This window comes from Gordonia sp. G4 (genome assembly GCF_057770005.1).
The window spans coordinates 2,945,415-2,964,035 of sequence record NZ_CM173442.1; the positions used below are offsets into that span (position 1 = coordinate 2,945,415).

The window sequence follows — 18,621 nt, forward strand, 5'->3', positions numbered from 1 at the left end:
TCTCATGCGCTCGCGGCGTCGGACGCGCCGGTGCCGGTGGTCGGGATGTCCAGCCGACGGCGGAGCATCGTGACGTACCAGTTGACGAACGCCTCCACCTGGAATTCCGAGGGGCCGTAGGGTCCGGGAACGTAGGCGGGACTGCTGATGCCGCTCTGGGCGAGCGCTACCAGGTCGGCGTCTTGCTGATTTGTCGTCTCCCAGACGCCGGTGAGGTGCTCGAGGTCGTAGTCGACGCCCTCGACGGCGTTCCGGTGGACGAGCCAGGTGGTGCGGACCAGGGTCTTGTCGGCGGCGATCGGGATGACCGAGAAGACCAGCGCATGGTCGCTGGTCACGTGCAGCCACATGTTGGGCTGGAGATGCATCGACAGCCGGCCGAGCCGCGCCTCGCCGATGTCGGTCAGCAGACGGCCGCAGGCGGCGGACCCGTCGAGGGTGAACGACTCGCCGGCGAGGTCGAGTGCTTCACGCTCGACATGGAAACCCGTTGGGCGCGTGTCGAGTTGCTCGATCCGCGAATGGGGCAGGTCGTGGCTGTCCCAGATCTCGACCTGTTCGGAGGTGACGCGGCGATACCGGTCGTACACCGGCCCGAGGCGCGACGGGATGGACCCGGTGTCGCTGTACCCCCAGGTCGGGAAGAAGACGTTGAGGAGCTCGGGATGCCCGTCGCAGTGGTAACACTCGCGGTTGTTCTCCATCGTGAGTTTCCAGTTGCCGTCCTCGATGAGGTCGGTCTGCTTGGCCACCTTGGCTTCGGCGAGGCGATGCGGGGCCAGGTAGGGCTCGACGATCGCGGCGACCTCGTCGATGTCTGCCGGCGGGTCGTCGGCCAGACAGATGAAGACGAGCCCGGCGATCGACCGAACGTGCACCGACCGCAGCGAGTAACACGATCTGTCGAACCCGGGGGCCTGGGCGTCGGCGAACTCCAGGCGTCCGTCCATGCCGTAGGTCCACGAGTGGTAGGTGCACACGAACGTCCCGGTCGAGCCGCTCGGGTCGGTGAGCAGGCGGGCTCCCCGATGCCGACACACGTTGTGGTGGGCGCGTACGCGGCCGTCGTCGTCTCTGGCGACGATGACCGACCGGGTGGAGAAGGTGATCGTGACGTAGTCACCGGGCTCGGCGATCTCCGCTTCGGTGGCCACGAAAAGCCATGATTTCGAGAAGATCTCGTCGACATCGAGGTCGAAGAAGTCCCGGCTCACATAGAACGGGGCAGGCAGGCTCTGGCCTGCGACGCGATCGGCGATCAGGGTGCGGGCGTCGTGTTCCGGTGCCCGCGCGGCGGCATGCGCGACGGATGAAGCGGTCATCAGCAGTGCGGGCCTCTCTGCACAGTCGTGGTCGGGTCGAGGGGAAGTGTTGCGGCGCATGGGCTTCGGCCGAGGATCGGGTGACCTTCGGAGTCGGCCGGGTTCGACGTCGGCCGGCTCGGACATCCGCTGTTGTTGTTGCGCTGTACGCAACGTACCGCGCCTTGTGCAACAAGTGTGCGGTCTGGGCCTTGCGCTGTCAAGCCGGACGTGCGACTGTTCTCCACGAGCCGCAGACGTGTGACGGGGCGGAGCAGGGAGGGCGGTCGAGTGCATCACTCGTCCGAGATCGGTTGGAGTACAACAATGTCCACTTTCGACACATTCACAGTCGATGGCGCCGACATCACGTCGGCCGCCGCCGAACATCCTTTCCGTCCGGCCGGGGTCCGGTCGTGACCGTCAGCGTCTTCGAACTGTTCTCCATCGGCGTCGGACCCTCGAGTTCGCACACCGTAGGGCCGATGCGCGCGGCGCAGCGGTTCGTGTGCGGACTGGCCCGGACGACCGATCTGCCATCGGTGTCTCACCTCGAGGTCGACCTCTACGGATCGCTGGCCGCGACCGGTGCGGGGCACGGCACCCTCACCGCGGTGCTGCTGGGTCTGGAGGGGCACGAACCCGAGATCATCACCACCGAGACGAAGTCCCTCCGGATCGCGGAGATGGAGCGAACCGGTCGCATCCGACTCGGCGGCCTCGTCGACCTGGCGTTCACGACCGACGACATCCGCTGCCATCCCGAGGTCATGCGGCCGCGGCACCCCAATGCGATGGAACTCCGGGCGCACACCCGTGACGGCGCCCTGCCGGTCGCGCGATTCTATTCGGTGGGAGGCGGTTTCGTGGTGACCGACGACGAGTTCGACCGACCGGCCGGCGGTGTCGCGGTGCCCCTGCCCTACGGGACCGCGGCGGAGTTGCTCGCGATCTGTGCGGACGAGGGCAGCTCGATCGCGGAGGTCGTTCTGCGGAACGAAACGGCCACCCGGCCGGCCGACGACGTCCGCGACGGATTGCTGCACATCTGGTCGGTCATGGAGCGCTGCGTCCACCGCGGTGTCACCACCGACGGCGAGTTGCCCGGGGGCCTACGGGTCCGCCGTCGGGCCAAGCAGTGGCGAGACAGTCTGCTGCGTGAGGACCCGTTGCGATCGGCGGCCCACGCCGAGGACTGGGTCAACCTGGTCGCGCTCGCCGTCAACGAGGAGAACGCGGCAGGCGGTCGGGTGGTCACCGCGCCGACCAACGGCGCGGCCGGGATCGTCCCCGCCGTCCTGCACTACGCCCGGCGCTACACACCCGTCGGCCGGGCCGACCCCGACGACGTCACCGTCCGGTTTCTGCTGACCGCGGGGGCGGTCGGTGGCCTCATCAAGTCGGGGGCGTCGATCTCGGGTGCCGACGTCGGCTGTCAGGGTGAGGTGGGCTCGGCGGCGGCGATGGCCGCCGCCGGACTGGCCGAGGTGCTCGGCGGTTCGCCCGCGCAGGTGGAGAACGCCGCGGAGATCGCGATGGAGCACAGCCTGGGGCTGACCTGCGACCCGATCGGCGGTCTCGTGCAGATCCCGTGTATCGAACGCAACGCGATCTCGGCCGGGAAGGCGATCAACGCCGCGCGGATGGCCCTGCGCGGCAACGGAGATCACCTGGTCAGTCTCGACCAGGTGATTGCCGCCATGAAATCGACCGGCCACGACATGAACGCCAAGTACAAGGAGACCGCGACCGGGGGACTGGCAGTCCACGTGCCGCTGGGAGTGGTCGAGTGCTGACGTAGGCCGATCACCTGCGCCGGCTCTTGGTCAGCGCCACCGGGTCGAGCACGCCCCGCGACCAGTGCGCGGCCATCGCCAGGCTGGCCGCGCGGCCGGAATGTACATGGTGGAACGCCGATTCGGCTGCCCGATCGGGATCATTGGCGGAGATGGCAGCGAGCATCTCTTCGTGCTCGCGGCACTGGACGCTCGGATCTCGGTCCTTGGTCAGGTGGAACAGCCACTGCGTGCGGGCTTCCAGGGGGCCGAGGACGTTCTCCAGCAGGGGGTTTCCGGCCAGATCGACGATGATCGTGTGAAACCGTGAGTTGGCGGCGGCGATGGCCGGCTTGTCGTCTCGCGCCGTGGCGTCGCGAGCGATCTCCAGTTGGTCGGCGAGCGAGGCGAGCCCGTCCGGCCCGGCTCGCTCGGCGGCCAGCCGGGCGGCCAGCACCTCGAGGCTCTCGCGGACGTCGAACAGGTCGCGGACATCATCGGCGGTGAACGGCGCGACGATCGCTCCGCGGCGGGGAACCATGACGACGAGTCCGTCCTGCTGGAGTCGCTGCATCGCTTCGCGGAGCGGGATACGCGACACCTCGAGCTCCACGGCGAGGTCCCGCTCCACCAGCCGGGTGCCGGGCGCCAGCTCGAGGCCGACGATCCGCCCGCGCAACACCTCGTAGGCGACATCGCTCAGCGACTTCTTCGTCACGGCGTCACTCCGATCCCGCTCGCTGCGTTCCCGGCGGTCTACGGCTCTGGTCACGGCGCTCCCTTCTGGTGGCGAGGGCCAGCGTACCCCCGGATCGGATAACGGTATACCGTTAACTGCTCCCTTACGGACGCGTAATCGGATGGAAATGAACGGCGCGGATTCTCTTCGTAACGGTATACCGCTACGAGGTAGCCATCCCGACCAGGAGAGATCCATGAAACGTACCCTTCCCATCGCATTGATCGCTGCCGGCGCGCTCGCACTCGGGGTGTCCGGCTGCGGGTCCTCCGGCTCGGGGGCCGACGACGGCACACTGTCCGTCGGTGTCTTCCTCCCCGGCTCGGTCAACGACACCGGTTTCATGGAGTCGGCGTACGCCGGTTACAACCGGATCGAGGAGGAGCTCGGCGATCAGGTCGACATCAGCTACGTCGAGCAGGTCGCGACCGCCGACTATCAGCAGGCCCTGCAGCGGTTCGCCTCCGAGAACGAACTGGTGATCTCGGTGGGTGGGCAGACCGACGCCGACCTGCGCAAGGTCGCGCCGCAGTTCCCGGACGTGACGTTCGTCGAGATCGGCGGCCCGGCCGATGCCGAGCCCATGGAGAACCTCGCATACTACGACCCCCAGCAGGCCGAAGCCGAGTTCGTCGCCGGGGCGGCGTCGGCGGCGGCATCGAAGGCCGGCACGATCGGGTTCGTCGGCGGCGTCGAGCTCCCCGCGATCGTGAACGCGGCGAAGGCCTTCGAGAACGGCGCCGAGTTCATCAAACCCGGTGTCAGGGTTCTCGCGCCGCAATATGTCGGCGACTTCAACGATCCGGCGAAGGCCAAGCAGGCGGCGGCGGCCGCCTACGCCGGTGGCGCCGATGTGCTGAGCCAGATCGTGAACCTCGGCAAGCAGGGCATCGAGCAGGCCGCGAGCGAAACCGGTAACAAGATCAGTGGCGGTCCCATCCCGGGTGACTGCACCAACCCGGTGTACAGCGGTTACGTCAAGACCGACATCGGCGCGGAGGTCGAGTACGCGGTGCGAGCGGTCCTCGACGGCACGTGGGAAGCAGCGCAGGTCCCGTTCGGTCTGACCAGTGACAAGGGCGGCACCGACTACGTCGTGTGCTCGACCGATCCGGCGGTGGCGCAAGCGGTCGAGCGCGCGAAAACTGCCATCGCCGACGGCTCCGTCGCGCCGTACTGAGGCCGACGACGATGACGAACACCGCGGATATCACAGTGGCAGGCGCGGATTCGCTGCTCACGCTCGACTCGGTGGCGAAGACCTTCGGTACGGTCCGCGCGCTCCACGACGTGACCATGTCGGTCCGTGCGGGTTCGGTGCACTGCATTCTCGGTGAGAACGGTGCGGGCAAGTCGACCCTGTGCAACACCATCTTCGGCACGGTGTCGCCCGACCGCGGCCGGATGATCCTCGCCGACGACGAATATCGTCCGCGTGGCCCGGCCGACGCCATCGATTCCGGGGTGGCCATGGTGCATCAGCACTTCTCGCTGATACCGACCATGACCGTTGCCGACAACCTCGTCCTCGGTTCCGGGGGTTTCCGGCCGCCGCTGCGGCGCCTGCAGGGCGACCTCGATCGGATCGCCGACGACTACGGTCTGAAGGTCGACCCGAGCGCGATGGTGAAGGACCTCAGTGTCGGTGCGCGGCAACGTGTCGAGATCGTCAAGTCGCTGCTGACCGACCCGCGCCTCATCCTGCTCGACGAACCGACAGCCGTCCTCGACCCGGCGGAGATCGACGCGCTCATCGAGACGTGTGGGGCGCTGGCCTCGGCCGGGAAGTCCGTGGTGCTGATCACCCACAAGCTCGGTGAGGTTGCGCGCGTTGCCGATGAGGCCACCGTGCTGCGGGCCGGCACCGTCGTCGGCGGTGGACCGCTCTCCGACGTCAGTCGCGAGGAACTGCTCGAGATGATGCTCGGCGACGCCACACCGCTCCGCGACGCCGCGCGGCCGGCCCGGTCACGAGTACCGGACGCGCCGATCTGCCTGCAGGTCAACGGTGTCCGGGTGACCCACCAGGACGGTCGCGTCGCGCTCGCAGGCGTGGACCTCGACGTCCGCGCCGGCGAGATCGTCGGCATCGCCGGTGTCGAGGGCAACGGCCAGTCCGAACTGACCTCGGTGTTGTCGGGCGCCCTACGGCCGGACCAGGGAACCGTGACGATCGACGGCGAGGATCTGACTGCGGCCACGCCGGCACGCCGGACGCGCGCCGGCCTGGCGGTGATCCCGGAAGACCGGCACGCCGAGGGCATGATCGGCGCGATGAGCATCGCCGAGAACCTGGCGATGCCCCGGTTGCGGCATTACCGACGGTGGGGGCTGCTCGACCGGTCCCGCATGATGGCCGACGGGCGCACCGCGATGAGCGAGTTCGACGTCCGCGCACCCGGTCCGCATGCACCGATCGGCAGTCTGTCCGGCGGAAACCAGCAAAAAGTGGTCCTCGCAAGAGAACTCACGACGCCCGGACTGCGCGTCGTGGTCGCCGCGCAACCGACCCGCGGACTCGACGTCGGCGCTGTCGCGTTCGTCCTCGACCGCCTGCGCGCGGCCGCCGACGACGGCGCCGCCGTCCTCGTGACCTCCAGCGAGCTCGACGAGCTGCTGGCGGTGTGCGACCGCATCGTCGTCGCCTACCGGGGTGCCCTCCACGGCTCCGTCGACGCCCGATCGCCAGAAGCCGCTCGCACCATCGGCAACCTACTCACCGGAGTCGAATGATGGACACCGCCAACACACTCATGCGGTCGCGTCTGTCGACAGCGACCATCAGTCCCCGAAACCCCGTCATCGTCGGACTCGGCGCCGTCGTGATCGCGGCGGTGGTGGGCCTCGCGCTCGCCGCCGCGGCCGGTGCGAATCCGGCCACCGTGATCCAGGCACTGATCGACGGCACGCTGGGATCACCGTTCGCGGTGGGCACCTCGATGAACAGCGCCGCGGTACTCATGCTGGTCGCGATCGGTTTCACCATCGCGTACCGGGCCGGACTCGTCAACGTCGGCGGCGAGGGGCAGATCTGCCTCGGCGGCATCGCCGCGACGGCGGTCGGGGTGTCCCTCCCGGCGGGTGTCCCGCCGGTGCTGGCGATCCCGCTGACGCTGGCCGCGGCCGTACTCGGCGGAGCCCTGTGGGCGGCGATCGCCGCCTGGCTCAAGGTCCGGCGCGGCGCCAGCGAGATCATCACCACCCTGCTGCTGAACTTCGTCGGACTGGCGATGGTGGTTCTGATGGTGCACGAGGAAGGTCTGTTGCGGCAGCCGATGACGTCGTCGGAGACGTTGCCGCAGTCGGAGTCCCTCACCGATTCGACGCATCTCCCACTCCTGGGCCTGGCGAAGAACCCGGCCACGATCGCGATCGTGCTCGCCGTCGTGCTCGCCGCGATCGTGGGGATCATGTTGCGGCACAGCGCCGTCGGAATCCGGCTGCGGGCCGTGGGGTTGTCGCCGTCGGCGGCGGCGCGGTTGGGCGTGCCCATCGACCGCACCGCGTTCCTCGGTCTCACCGCTGCGGGCGGATGTGCCGGTCTGGCCGGCGGTCTGCTCGTCACGACTGCACCGTTCGTGCTGGCCGAAGGATTCTCCTCCGGGTTCGGTTTCAGCGGGCTCGTCGTCGGGTTGCTGGCCCGGGGGTCGATGATCGCGGTCGCCGGGGTCTCCCTCCTGTTCGGGTTCCTCGTCTCCGGGGGCATCAACCTGCAACTCGAGGCGGGCGTCCCGTCCTCGACCATCACGGTGGTCCAGAGCGTGCTCATCATCCTGATCGCCGCCACCGCCTGGTGGGCATCGACCGGGCCGGCGACGAAGCCCACCGCAGCCGCCGACACACGCGCCGGCGACTCGACCACCACCGAAGAGGCGCCGGCATGAACGCCACGATGATCACCGAGATCTTCACCAGCGGGGCAGCATTCGCGATTCCCCTGCTACTCGCCGCCACCGGCGAGTCCATCAGCGAACGAGCCGGCGTCCTCAACCTCAGCATGGAAGGAATCATGCTGTGCGGTGCCTTCACCAGCGTCCTCGCGTCCGTCACCACCGGCTCCGCGGTCCTCGGCGTCCTCGCCGGAATCGGCGCCGGACTCGTCTTCGGAGTGATGAACGCAGTGCTCAGCGTCCGGTGCCGAGCCGACCAGATCGTCATCGGTGTGGCGGCGAACGCGCTCGCGCTCGGCCTCACGACCTTCGGTTCGCGCATCCTGCTCGCCGACGGCAAGGGCAACAACATCCCTGCTTTCGACGATGTCCACATCCCCGTCCTGAGCGACCTTCCGGTCGTCGGCCCGGCACTGTTCGGACAGACCCTGCTCGGATATCTGTGCCTGGTGGTGGTCGTGTGCCTCGCCGTCCTCTTCTCCGGCCGGACCATGATGGGCATCCGCGTCGACGCGGTCGGCGAGGATGCGACCTCGGCGGGTTGGACCGGACTGGCGGTCAACAGGATTCGGGTCCTGGGCGTGATGATAGCGGCCGGCAGCGGCGGACTGGCCGGTGCGCAGCTGGCACTGTCGGAGGTCCGGTCCTTCAGCGAGAACATGACCGCGGGCATGGGTTATCTCGCCGTCGTCGCGGTGATCGCCGGTCGCTGGAAGGTCACCGGAATCGTCGTCGCCGCCCTGTTCTTCGGAGTGGCCCGCGCGTTGCAGTTCGCGCTACCCGCACTCGGGGTCGACATCCCGTTCGCGCTGCTGGTGATGCTCCCGTACATCATCGCGATCGTCGCCGTCGCCGGCCTCGTCGGCGGCCGCAAGGCGCCGTCCTGCCTCACCGTTCCCTACGTCGGCCGTGTCTGACGCGCCCGAAACCACCTGCGAGAGAGAGGCCCTCCCCATGGCCATCGTCCTGACCCACTCCGATGTCACCGCCCTCATCGACCGTGCGGCTGTCGCCGCCGCGGTCGAGCAGGCCCACATCGACCTGTCGACCGGTTCGGCCACCAACCCCGCGCCGGCGATGCTGCCGATCGACCGGGGAACCGTGCTGCCGATGGCGGCATCGGCCCGCCGACACCGGGCCAGCGCGGTGAAGATGCTGTCGGACATGCCATTCAACCGCGAGTCGGGTCGCCCGGCGCAACGGTCGACGATCTTGCTCATGTCCGCCGACACCGGTGAATGTGAGGCGGTGATCGACGGGCGGCTGATCACCGCGGTTCGCACCGCCGCCGCGAGCGCCGTCGCGACCGCTCATCTCGCCCGGACGTCGAGCGCGGTGCTGGGCCTGATCGGTGCCGGCGCGCTGGCGGTCGAGCACGCCCGGGCGATCGCGCGGGTCCGGCCGCTGGAGAAGGTCTTCGTGTGGTCGCGGAGCATCGAGACGGTGGATCGGTTCCGCACGGCGATCGCCGACCTCGATCTCGATGTGGAGTCTGCGGATTCACCGCGCCACGTGGTCTCGACCGCCGACATCGTGTGCACCCTCACGCCCTCCCGCGAGCCGATCGTCGACGGCGCGTGGTTCCGCGCCGGCCTGCACCTGAACGCGGTGGGTGCGCCGCCGAGAGCCGATCATCGGGAGGTCGACGGCGCGGGTATGGCCGCCGCTCGTGTCGTGGTCGACAGCCGCTCGACGGCGCTGGCGAAATCCGGCGACGTCCTGCTCGCGATCGAGGAGGGCCACCTGGCCGCCGACGACATCGCCGTCGAACTGGGCGACGTGATCGTCCAACCCTCCCGTGGGCGGAGGGACGACGAGGAGATCACCCTGTTCAACTCCGTCGGGATCGGGTTGCAGGACCTCGTGACGGCACGGTTGCTGGTCGACGCGGCGCTGGAGCAGGGAGTCGGTACGCGGGTGGAGCTGGCCGGATGACCATCTCCGAGCGGGAACGAGAGTTGTTGCGGCGCGCCATCGAACTGGCCGGTGAGGCCGGCGAGAGAGGCAACCGACCGTTCGGCAGCGTGATCGTCGTCGACGACGTCGCGGTGGCCGAGGGGCGCAACGAGGTGAGCTCCTCCGGGGACATCAGTGCCCACGCCGAACTCGTCGCACTTCGCCGAGCGATCGCCGACGGGCACGGGGAACGACTCGCGGGCGCGACCGTGTACGCGAGCGGGGAGCCCTGCCCGATGTGTGCCGCGGCATGCGTGTGGGCGGGTGTCGGCCGGATCGTGTTCGCCGCGTCGACCGCGGCGTTCACCTCGGTCATCCCGGACGGTCCGCACTTCCGGCTGTCCTGCGCGGAAATGATCGCGTCCAGCGACGCCGCGATCGTCGTGGACGGACCGCGGCTCGAGGAGGAGGCGTTGCCGGTGATGTCGCGGTACGCCGGTTAGCGTCTCGGCGTTAGTCTCCCAGCACCCGGCGCAGGTACTCGTTGGCGAACACCCGGGACGGGTCGTATCGATCACGCACCGCACAGAATTCGTCGAATCGGGGATAGACGGCGCGGAGCTGCTCGGCGTCGCGGGTGTGCATCTTGCCCCAGTGCGGCCGGCCGCCCAGGCCGGTGAGGATGGCTTCGACGTCGGCGAAGTAGGCGTCGGAGTCGGCGGGATCGTCACGATGGTAGCGATGTACGGCGATGTAGCCGCTGGTACGGCCCGAGGCCGTGGACAGCATGAGGTCGTCCGCGGCGGCGGCACGGACCTCGATGGGGAAGCTGACGAGGTAATCGCGCCGGTCGAGGAGCGCGCGGATCTCGGTCAGTGCCTCCGGCACGGCGGCGAGGTCGACGGCGTACTCCATCTCCCGGAACCGGACGTCGCGGTCGGAGACGAACACGCCGGTGGAGGTGTCGGTGAACTCCCGCGCGGAGAGTGCGCGACCGGTGACACCGTTGATCGCCGGTACCAGCTTGGGTGCGCGCGCCCCGATCTCGCACAGCAGGCGGAGCGTCTTGTTGCTCAGCAACTCGTCGTCGATGTAGCGCCTGATGCGTGAGGGACCGGTGAGGGGAGCGTCGGCGCCGACCCGGGTGTTCGTCTTGACCAGGGCGCAGTTGGTGTGCGGGAACAGGTAGAACTCGTGGTGGTCGGTGCTCGCGACGCGCTCGTGGAAAGAGGCGATCGCCGCGTCGGCCGTCTCGGGGCCCTCGACGGCGTGCAACCGGAACTCGTCCACACACTCGATGGTCAGCTCCACGAGGACCCCGAGCGCGCCGAGGCCGAGCGCGACAGCCTTCAGGTCGGTGTCGTCGGCGGTGAGGGTGACGATGTCCCCGGTGCCGGTGACGATTGTCGCGCCGACGATCTGGGTGCTGATGCCGCCGAAGGCGAGACCGGTGCCGTGGGTCCCGGTCGAGGTCGCGCCGGCGATGGTCTGACGGTCGACGTCGCCGAGGTTGGTCATCGCGAGTCCGAACGGCGCCAGTAGTCCCGGGATCTCGTGGAGGTGGGTCCCCGCGCGCAGCGTCACGCGCCGATCGTCGACGCCCACGAGGCCGCGCAGTCCGGACAGCTCGAGTTGCACGTCGTCGGCAACGGCGATGGGGGAGAAGCTGTGTCCCGCGCCCACGGTCTTGACCGTGCCGCCGCGCGCGGCGGCCTCGCGGACGAGGTCGGCGACCTCGGCTGCACTCGCCGGGCTCTCGACGCGGCGGGGTGTGCATCCGGTGGTACCGCCCCAGTTGCGCCAGGCGGGTGTCGAACGCGCAGTGGTCCCGTTCACAGGAAGCACTTGCCCTCTCCTCGATAGGTCGGCACGACCTCGCTCACCGTGGCCCGCCCGGCGTCGTCCCGATCGACGATCGCGACCTCGCGAGCCCGCTCGCACACCTCGCCGGACTTGGTGTGCCGGAACCACACCCGGTCCCCGACGGCGATGTCGTCGGCGGTCACACCCCGCAGCGGGGTCTGCACCTCACCGGCCGCCTCGGTGCCGATGTAGGCGAGTCCGGTCGGCCACACCGGTTTCGGCAGCCGGTCGGCGGCGGGTGGGCCGGACGCGATCCAGCCGCCACCGGCACAGGTCACGATGCCGGGAGCCGGACGACGGACGACATCGAGACCGAAGGACAGTGCGGGCGCGGGACGGAACCGCTCGTATCCGTCGAACAGATGGCCGCCGAACAACCCACTGCCCGCAGCGATGTCGGTGACCGCGCGGTCGCGTGCCGTCTCCTCGAGGGACCCGGTGCCGCCACCGTTGACGAACTCCAGATCCGCCATCTGACGCAGTTCCGCGATCACCTTGCCCCGGCGCCGCCGCAACTCTGCCATCGAGCGGCGCTGCATCGCGCGGACGGCGCGGTTGGCCAACGCCTTGCCGGGCACCGCATCGGCCACCCCGGCCACCTGCGCCTCGTAGGACATGACCCCGACGAGGTCGAAACCGGGCCGCGCCACGATGGCTCGGGCGAGCTCGAGTGCGTCTCGGCGCGAGTGCACCGGCGATCGGCGAACACCGATGTGTACCCGCCCGCCGAGCACGCGGTACGACGCGTCGAGATCGATGGCGACGCGGATCGGTGTACGGGCACCGGCGGGGACGACGGAATCGATGATGTCGAGCTGGTCGACGGAGTCGACGAGCAGGCTCACCCGGCTCGTCGCGACCTCGTCGGTGACCAAGGCGGCCAGCGCATGTCGTCGGACGCTGGGATAACCCATCAGCACCTCGCCGATCCCCGACTGCGTGGCGAGCCAGTGGGCTTCGGCGAGATCGTAGGCGAGGACCCCGTGAAAGCCGTTGCGCCCGACGATGTCCTCGATGACCGACCGGACCCGGACGGACTTGCTCGCGAGACGGATCGGGACGCCCCCGGATCGTCGGATCAGATCGGCGGCATTGTGTTCGAGAGCCGCACGGTCCAGGACGAGAACCGGCGCGTCGAGCCCGGCGTCGGCGACAGCCTGATCGATCGCGGCCCAGTGGGCGCCGGGATCGCGTGCCCATACGTCGAGGGCGGTCCGGCTCCCGGTCGTCGGAACACCGTCAGTCGAATCTGACATGGGTCATCAGCTGATCGGTGATGGAGCGGATGATCGCGTCGACGACCTTGTCGTCGGCGGTGCTGAGGTAGACGAGGGTGATGGAGTTGGTCGCCGCGATGATCAGCGGGCCCAGTTCCTCGACGGGCGTCGTCCAGACCGCCGTAGTTAGTTCGGCGATCGTCCGCAAGCCTTCCGAAGACACCCGATAGAGCTGCTCGTACATGTGTTTGCCCACCTGCTGCAGTTCAGGGTGGTTGTGGGCGTAGATCCCGAGTGCGATGGCCGCCTGCATGCGGCCCGGATCGGCTTTGAGCAGATCGTAGAACGCATGGAACTGGCGTTGCATGCTCTCGCGTATCGCGTCGTTGTCAGGCATCGGTCCGTACTCCGCCGCCGGCAGAACGGTGTGCAGCATCCGCTCGATGTCGGTGGGCACGGCCGTCTCCATCACCGCACACAACAGTGCGGTGCGGCTCTCGAAGGCGTAGTGGAAGCTCGCCAGAGGCATGCCGGCGTGGGCGCAGATACGACGAGTCGTGGCGCCCTCCACCCCGTGATCGGCGATCACGCGGTACGCCGATTCGATGAGTGCGCTTCGACGTTGGTCGACGGACATCCGTGCCACTTCGGTGACTTTCTGACCACATGCGCCGGCGCATGCACGGTGGACAATGCTCGCCGCAGCCTATCAGTGCCGGTGAGGCACACAATGCGCTTCACGCGGAAGAAATCGCAGATCACACCGGTGGGCGGCCGGCCGGTGCGCCCAGATGACCGCGGTCTCGTCCTCCCGGCGGAATCCGCCGGACGCACTACTGTGTGAACGTGACCTCCACGACCGGTAGAAAAGGCGCGACCGACCTGCGTCGCGATGTCCTCGCGCGGATGGGTTCGGCGGGCGTGGCGGTGGCCGATGCCGTCGTCGGGCGGCTCGCCGCCGAGGGACTGGGCCCCGCCCGCGCGCTCGGCGCCTCCCGGGAGCAGATAGCGCCGCACGTGCTCGGGAGCCCGCACCAGCTCGACGGCGCCTTCGTCAACCCGGAACCCCCGTCGGTCGTCGATCCGAGCCTGCAGGTCCTCACCGACATGGCCCGGCGGCCCGGCCGGCCACGCCGACCGATCATGGTGACGGTCCCGCGGTTCGACGCGCCCGCCGACCTCGCCATCACCTGGCTCGGGCACGCCACCGCCGTCGTCGACATCGACGGCGCCCGCATCATCACCGACCCCGTGCTCAGCCATCGCTGTTCGCCGAGCCGGCTCGTCGGTCCCGGGCGCATGCACGCGGCGCCCGTGTCGCCGTCGCAGCTGCCGCCGCTCGACGTCGTCCTGATCAGTCACGATCACTACGACCATCTCGACATGGACACCGTCACGGCCATCGCCGACACCCAGCCCGACGCGGTGTTCGTCACGACGATCGGGGTCGGCGCGCACCTCGCTTCCTGGGGCATCGCCGAAGACCGCATCCGGCAGGCAGATTGGTGGGACGAGGTCGTCGTGCCGACCGGTGCGGGCGAGTTGCGGTTCACCTGCGGTCCGGCGCGGCACTTCTCCGGCCGCAGGCTGGAGCGGAACCTCACCCAGTGGGGCAGCTGGGCCATCGCGGGCCGAGACCACAAGGTCTTCTTCTCCGGGGACACCGGGCACAGTGAACGTTTCGAGGATGTCGGCGCCCGACTCGGCCCGTTCGATCTCACCCTCATCGCAGTCGGGGCCTACGACGTGATGTGGCCCGACATCCACGTGAACCCGGAGGAGGCCCTCTCGGTTCACCGGATGGTCTCGCCCGGTTCGGGATCCGACTCGGTGTTCGTACCCATCCACTGGGGGACGTTCAACCTCGCGCGCCACCCGTGGGGAGAGCCCATCGCACGTCTGCAGGCGGAGACCCGGCCGGACTCGCCGACGATCCTGGTGCCGCAGCCCGGTGGCTCGATCGACCTGACGCACCGGACCGGTACCGGTATGGCACAACCCGGTTGGTGGGAGGCCTCGGCGTGAGCGTGCCGACTCCGGTCGCCAGTCCCGGTCTCAGCGCGGCCCAGGTCGCACAGCGGGTCGCCGCCGGCCAGGTGAACACGCTGCCCGACCGGTCCGGTCGCAGTGTGTCGGACATCGTGCGCGCGAACGTCTTCACCCGGATCAACGCGATCCTCGGGGTGTTGTTCGCGATCGTCGTGTTCACAGGTTCGCTCATCAACGGATTGTTCGGGCTGCTGATCATCGCCAACTCGGGCATCGGCATCATCCAGGAGATCCGCGCCAAGCGGACCCTGGACAAGCTCGCCATCGTCGGCCAGACCCGACCCCGGGTACGGCGCGACGGCACGGTGACCGAGGTGCCGCCGGATGAGGTGGTGCTCGACGACATCATCGAGATCGGTGCGGGCGACCAGATCGTCGTCGACGGCGAGGTCATCGAGGCGACCGCGCTCGACGTCGACGAGTCGCTGCTCACCGGCGAGGCCGACCCGATCGACAAGGACCCGGGTGCCGAGGTGCTCTCGGGCAGTTTCGTGGTCGCCGGCGGCGGCGCGTATCGCGCCACCAAAGTCGGCGCCGACGCCTACGCCGCGCAACTCGCCGCCGAGGCGTCGAAGTTCACCCTGGTCTCCTCCGAACTGCGCTCCGGGATCGACCAGATCCTGCGGGTCATCACCTGGTTGCTGATCCCGGCCGGGATCCTGACCATCGTCAATCAGCTCTTCATCAGCGACAACGGATTGCGGCGGTCGTTGCTGGGCATGGTCGCCGCGCTGGTGCCGATGGTCCCGGAGGGGCTGGTCCTGATGACCTCGATCGCCTTCGCCGTGGGCGTCGTGCGCCTGGGCCGGCGACAGTGTCTGGTGAACGAGCTCCCGGCCATCGAGGGACTGGCGCGCGTCAACGTGGTCTGCGCGGACAAGACCGGGACCCTGACCGAGAACGGGATGCGGCTGGCCGAGGTGCGGACCCTCGGGGCGGTACCCGGCGAGACCGTGGCCCAGGTGCTGGCCGCGCTCGCCGCCCATGACCCACGCCCCAACGCGAGCATGATCGCGGTCGCCGAAGCCCACCCGGTCGCTCCGGACTGGACGGTGACGGCCATCAAACCGTTCACCTCGGCCACCAAGTGGAGCGGGATGTCGTTCCGCGGGAACGGCTCCGGCGCGCCGGCCGGGGACGACAGCGGGCACTGGCTGATCGGTGCGCCCGACGTCCTGCTCGATCCGGAGGGCGAGACGGCCCGCCTGGCGTCCGACATCGGCGCCGCCGGGCTCCGCGTGCTGTTGCTCGCGTGCACCGACGTGCCCGTCGACACCGAACCCGCACCTGGCCAGGTCGCACCGGGGACGGTCTCCCCGGTGGCCCTCGTGGTTCTCGAACAACGGGTCCGGCCCGATGCGCGCGGCACGATCGTCTATTTCGGACAGCAGCATGTCGCGGTGAAGGTCATCTCCGGGGACAACGCCCGGTCGGTGGGCGCCGTCGCCGCATCCCTGGGCCTCGGATCGGCCGAAGAGTCGGTCGATGCGCGTGAGCTGCCCGCCGAGACAGGCGAACTCGCCGACGTCGTCGAACGCGGCGTCACGTTCGGCCGGGTGCGGCCCGACCAGAAGCGCGCCATGGTGAAGGCGCTGCAGTCGCGGGGCGACACCGTCGCGATGACCGGTGACGGCGTCAACGACGTCCTGGCGCTCAAGGACGCCGACATCGGCGTCGCGATGGGATCGGGTAGCTCCGCGGCCCGGTCGGTGGCACAGATCGTGTTGCTGGACAACAAGTTCGCCACCCTGCCGTATGTGGTGGGCGAGGGCCGTAGGGTGATCGGCAACATCGAGCGCGTCTCGAACCTGTTCCTCACCAAGACCGTGTACGCGGTCCTGCTCGCGCTGTTCGTCGGAGTCGGCGGGCTGCTCGGCGCGGTGTTCGGGTCCGATCCGCTCAGCTATCCGTTCCAGCCGATACACGTGACGATCTCGGCATGGTTCACCATCGGGATCCCCGCGTTCGTGCTGTCGCTCGCGCCCAACAACGAGCGGGCCCGCCGCGGTTTCGTGCGCCGGGTGCTGCTCAGCGCGGTGCCCAACGGCGTCGTCGTCGGTCTGTGCACCTTCGTGACCTACCTGCTCGTCAACCCGGGCGGTACCGGTGTCGAGATGGGGGGCGACGCCGTCGACCTCTCGCCGGCGCAGACGCAGGCCGCCACAGCGGCGCTGATGACGCTGATCGCGATCGCGGTGTACGTGCTTGCCGTGGTCGCCCGTCCCTACAACTGGTGGAAGCTCGTGCTGCTGGCCGTCTCGGCCGGCGCGTACGTGCTGATCTTCGCGTGGCCGTTCACCCAGGACCTGTTCCGGCTCGACTCCTCGAACTGGGGGATGAACTCGGTGGCCCTGGTCTCGGCGGCAGTCGGGATCGTGTGCGTCGAGGTCGTCTCGCGGGTGGCGCCAAGGTGGATCGCCGCGCACGGGGACGACGCGCAGCACGGCAGTGCTGTCGCGTCCGACGGATAGAATCGGCGGCAAGCTGTCGGAAGACGTCCGGCACGTCGATCAGAGGAGACGCGATGGATCTCAAGGGACTCGTCAACAAGGCCAGGGCCACGCTGCAGAAGAACCCGAATCTGATCGAAAAGGGTGGTGACGCCCTCGACAAGGTCACCAAGAACAAGTACTCGGGTCAGGTCGACAAGGCGCAGGACGCGGTGCGCAAGGCAGTCGGCGCGCCAGGGCAGAACCCGGGTCAGCAGAATCCGCCCACCAACCCCACCAACCCCGGGGAGCCGCTGCCGGGTCAGCAGAGCCCGCAGCCCCAGAACCCCCAGCACCCGCAGAAGTAGTCCTCAGAGCTCTGCTCGCGGGTGTCGGCGATACGCCGACACCGTCGGGTCCCCGTCGATCCAGAACCGCCACGGGCGATCGGCGGCCCGGCGGACGCCCACCCGCGGGCCCGCGAACACGCGCTCTCCAGGGTCGGGCGCGCCCGGCTCGAGGACAACCGGACTCGACGGGTCGGTGAGATCGGTGGCCAGGTCGGCCATCGTGATCCCCAGGGCGCGGCACAGATTGCCCGGGCCGCACGCGAGCCGACCGTCGGGGATCGGCCCGACGCGGGTCACACCGCGTCGGAAGCGCGCCACGTCGGCGCCGTCGAGCACCTCACCCGCGCGCAGCAGCACCGCAGCTGCGGGTCCCGGACCGGCGACGACGACGTTCGCGCAATGGTGGCCGTGGATGCGATAGACATACAGCCGGCCCGGCGGCCCGTACATGATCTCCGAGCGGGCCGTTCGGGTGTAGGCATGCGACGCCGGGTCGTCGGGACCGGCATACGCCTCGACCTCGGTCAGGCGGATCGTCACGCCGTGCCCGGTCAGGCGTGAGCCCAGCAACGAACGTGCCTGTTCGGCGGCGGAGGCGGGGGCACTACTCTCTTGGGTCATGGCGAAGACGAGTGACTCCATCGGCGTTGATCTGTCACCGGAAGATACCTGGGCCGCGGCATCGGATCTCTCGCGGTACGGCGAATGGCTGGTGATCCACGAGACGTGGCGCAGCCCCATTCCGGCGGCCGCCGAGCTCGGCAAGGGGACCGAGATCTCGTCGATCGTGAAGGTCAAGGGCACGCGCGTCCGCTTCGACTGGGTCGTCGAGAAGTTCGAGCCGGTCTCCCATGTCCGCCTCAAGGGAAACGGCAAAGGCGGGGTCAAGGCCAAGCTGGATCTGGGCATCGCTCCCACTTCGAGCGGATCGGAAGTAACCTTCACTGTTGATCTGGGTGGGCTGCCGCTGATCGGGCCCGTGGGTAAGACCGCGGCCATGGCGGTGTCGGGGGATCTGCGTAAGTCGCTGCTGAAGTTCCGCGAGGTGTTCGGCTGAGCCACGCGTAACCGTGTGAGGTTCGCGAGCGCGGCCGCCGACGCGTCGATGCGTC

Annotated in this window: 17 protein-coding genes; 11 read left to right on the top strand and 6 right to left on the bottom strand. The window is 69.0% G+C overall.

The genetic code is table 11. From position 1 onward, the window contains the following. Positions 1-2: 2 nt before the first annotated feature. Entirely contained in the window at positions 3-1,322 is a 1,320-nt protein-coding gene (locus AC3B5T_RS13165) for an aromatic ring-hydroxylating oxygenase subunit alpha (RefSeq protein WP_010843559.1), read from the bottom strand. Positions 1,323-1,717: 395 nt separating this feature from the next. On the opposite strand from AC3B5T_RS13165, the gene AC3B5T_RS13170 reads away from it, so the two are divergent. Then, entirely contained in the window at positions 1,718-3,097 is a 1,380-nt protein-coding gene (locus tag AC3B5T_RS13170) for an L-serine ammonia-lyase (RefSeq protein WP_055475800.1), read from the top strand. Between the two features lie 10 nt (positions 3,098-3,107). Here the strand turns inward: AC3B5T_RS13170 and AC3B5T_RS13175 are convergent, their stop codons facing one another. Next, positions 3,108-3,848, bottom strand: coding sequence for a GntR family transcriptional regulator (locus AC3B5T_RS13175; protein ID WP_231632695.1), 741 nt, complete (start codon positions 3,846-3,848; stop codon positions 3,108-3,110). A 163-nt stretch (positions 3,849-4,011) separates the two neighbouring features. On the opposite strand from AC3B5T_RS13175, the gene AC3B5T_RS13180 reads away from it, so the two are divergent. Genes AC3B5T_RS13180 through AC3B5T_RS13205 form a run of 6 tightly spaced genes read left to right on the top strand, consistent with a single transcriptional unit; the run spans position 4,012 to position 10,104 of the window. Continuing rightward, positions 4,012-4,995 (top strand): BMP family ABC transporter substrate-binding protein, encoded by a 984-nt coding sequence (locus AC3B5T_RS13180; protein WP_055475802.1) that lies wholly within the window; start codon positions 4,012-4,014, stop codon positions 4,993-4,995. Between the two features lie 11 nt (positions 4,996-5,006). Next, complete coding sequence (locus AC3B5T_RS13185) at positions 5,007-6,548, top strand: ABC transporter ATP-binding protein (protein WP_014925791.1); 1,542 nt, start codon at positions 5,007-5,009, stop codon at positions 6,546-6,548. Then, positions 6,548-7,699: an ABC transporter permease gene (locus AC3B5T_RS13190; protein WP_084817250.1), complete on the top strand. Its 1,152-nt coding sequence runs from the start codon at positions 6,548-6,550 to the stop codon at positions 7,697-7,699. Before AC3B5T_RS13185 ends, AC3B5T_RS13190 begins: the two co-directional genes overlap by 1 nt. Then, a complete protein-coding gene (locus tag AC3B5T_RS13195) occupies positions 7,696-8,622 on the top strand; it encodes an ABC transporter permease (RefSeq protein ID WP_055475803.1) in 927 nt (308 codons plus the stop codon). The genes AC3B5T_RS13190 and AC3B5T_RS13195 overlap by 4 nt, the downstream gene beginning before the upstream one ends. 37 nt (positions 8,623-8,659) lie before the next feature. After that, positions 8,660-9,640, top strand: a complete 981-nt coding sequence (locus AC3B5T_RS13200) for an ornithine cyclodeaminase family protein (RefSeq protein ID WP_055475804.1) — start codon at positions 8,660-8,662, stop codon at positions 9,638-9,640. Then, complete coding sequence (locus tag AC3B5T_RS13205) at positions 9,637-10,104, top strand: nucleoside deaminase (protein ID WP_055475805.1); 468 nt, start codon at positions 9,637-9,639, stop codon at positions 10,102-10,104. Before AC3B5T_RS13200 ends, AC3B5T_RS13205 begins: the two co-directional genes overlap by 4 nt. 10 nt (positions 10,105-10,114) lie before the next feature. Here AC3B5T_RS13205 and AC3B5T_RS13210 read toward each other — a convergent pair whose 3' ends face one another. From AC3B5T_RS13210 to AC3B5T_RS13220, 3 genes are read right to left on the bottom strand one after another with little or no spacing between them, the layout of a single operon-like run. Further along, positions 10,115-11,437, bottom strand: coding sequence for a D-arabinono-1,4-lactone oxidase (locus tag AC3B5T_RS13210; RefSeq protein WP_442902699.1), 1,323 nt, complete (start codon positions 11,435-11,437; stop codon positions 10,115-10,117). After that, positions 11,434-12,720 carry an alanine racemase gene (locus AC3B5T_RS13215; RefSeq protein ID WP_055475807.1) on the bottom strand — a complete coding sequence of 429 codons (1,287 nt, stop codon included), beginning with the start codon at positions 12,718-12,720 and terminating at the stop codon, positions 11,434-11,436. Before AC3B5T_RS13215 ends, AC3B5T_RS13210 begins: the two co-directional genes overlap by 4 nt. Continuing rightward, positions 12,704-13,327 carry a TetR/AcrR family transcriptional regulator gene (locus tag AC3B5T_RS13220; protein WP_055475808.1) on the bottom strand — a complete coding sequence of 208 codons (624 nt, stop codon included), beginning with the start codon at positions 13,325-13,327 and terminating at the stop codon, positions 12,704-12,706. The genes AC3B5T_RS13215 and AC3B5T_RS13220 overlap by 17 nt, the downstream gene beginning before the upstream one ends. Before the next feature lie 194 nt (positions 13,328-13,521). Here AC3B5T_RS13220 and AC3B5T_RS13225 point away from each other — a divergent pair, with 194 nt between their 5' ends. Genes AC3B5T_RS13225 through AC3B5T_RS13235 form a run of 3 tightly spaced genes read left to right on the top strand, consistent with a single transcriptional unit; the run spans position 13,522 to position 17,527 of the window. Then, positions 13,522-14,706, top strand: a complete 1,185-nt coding sequence (locus tag AC3B5T_RS13225; RefSeq protein ID WP_055475809.1) for an MBL fold metallo-hydrolase — start codon at positions 13,522-13,524, stop codon at positions 14,704-14,706. Beyond that, entirely contained in the window at positions 14,703-17,201 is a 2,499-nt protein-coding gene (locus AC3B5T_RS13230) for an HAD-IC family P-type ATPase (protein ID WP_055475840.1), read from the top strand. The genes AC3B5T_RS13225 and AC3B5T_RS13230 overlap by 4 nt, the downstream gene beginning before the upstream one ends. Before the next feature lie 53 nt (positions 17,202-17,254). Beyond that, the gene (locus AC3B5T_RS13235) at positions 17,255-17,527 is read left to right on the top strand and encodes an antitoxin (protein ID WP_055475810.1); all 273 of its coding nucleotides are present in this window, start codon (positions 17,255-17,257) and stop codon (positions 17,525-17,527) included. A 3-nt stretch (positions 17,528-17,530) separates the two neighbouring features. Here the strand turns inward: AC3B5T_RS13235 and AC3B5T_RS13240 are convergent, their stop codons facing one another. After that, entirely contained in the window at positions 17,531-18,151 is a 621-nt protein-coding gene (locus AC3B5T_RS13240; protein ID WP_488357459.1) for a DNA-3-methyladenine glycosylase, read from the bottom strand. On the opposite strand from AC3B5T_RS13240, the gene AC3B5T_RS13245 reads away from it, so the two are divergent. Continuing rightward, the gene (locus AC3B5T_RS13245) at positions 18,129-18,566 is read left to right on the top strand and encodes a type II toxin-antitoxin system Rv0910 family toxin (RefSeq protein ID WP_010843575.1); all 438 of its coding nucleotides are present in this window, start codon (positions 18,129-18,131) and stop codon (positions 18,564-18,566) included. The genes AC3B5T_RS13240 and AC3B5T_RS13245 overlap by 23 nt on opposite strands. The last annotated feature ends 55 nt before the right edge of the window (positions 18,567-18,621 follow it).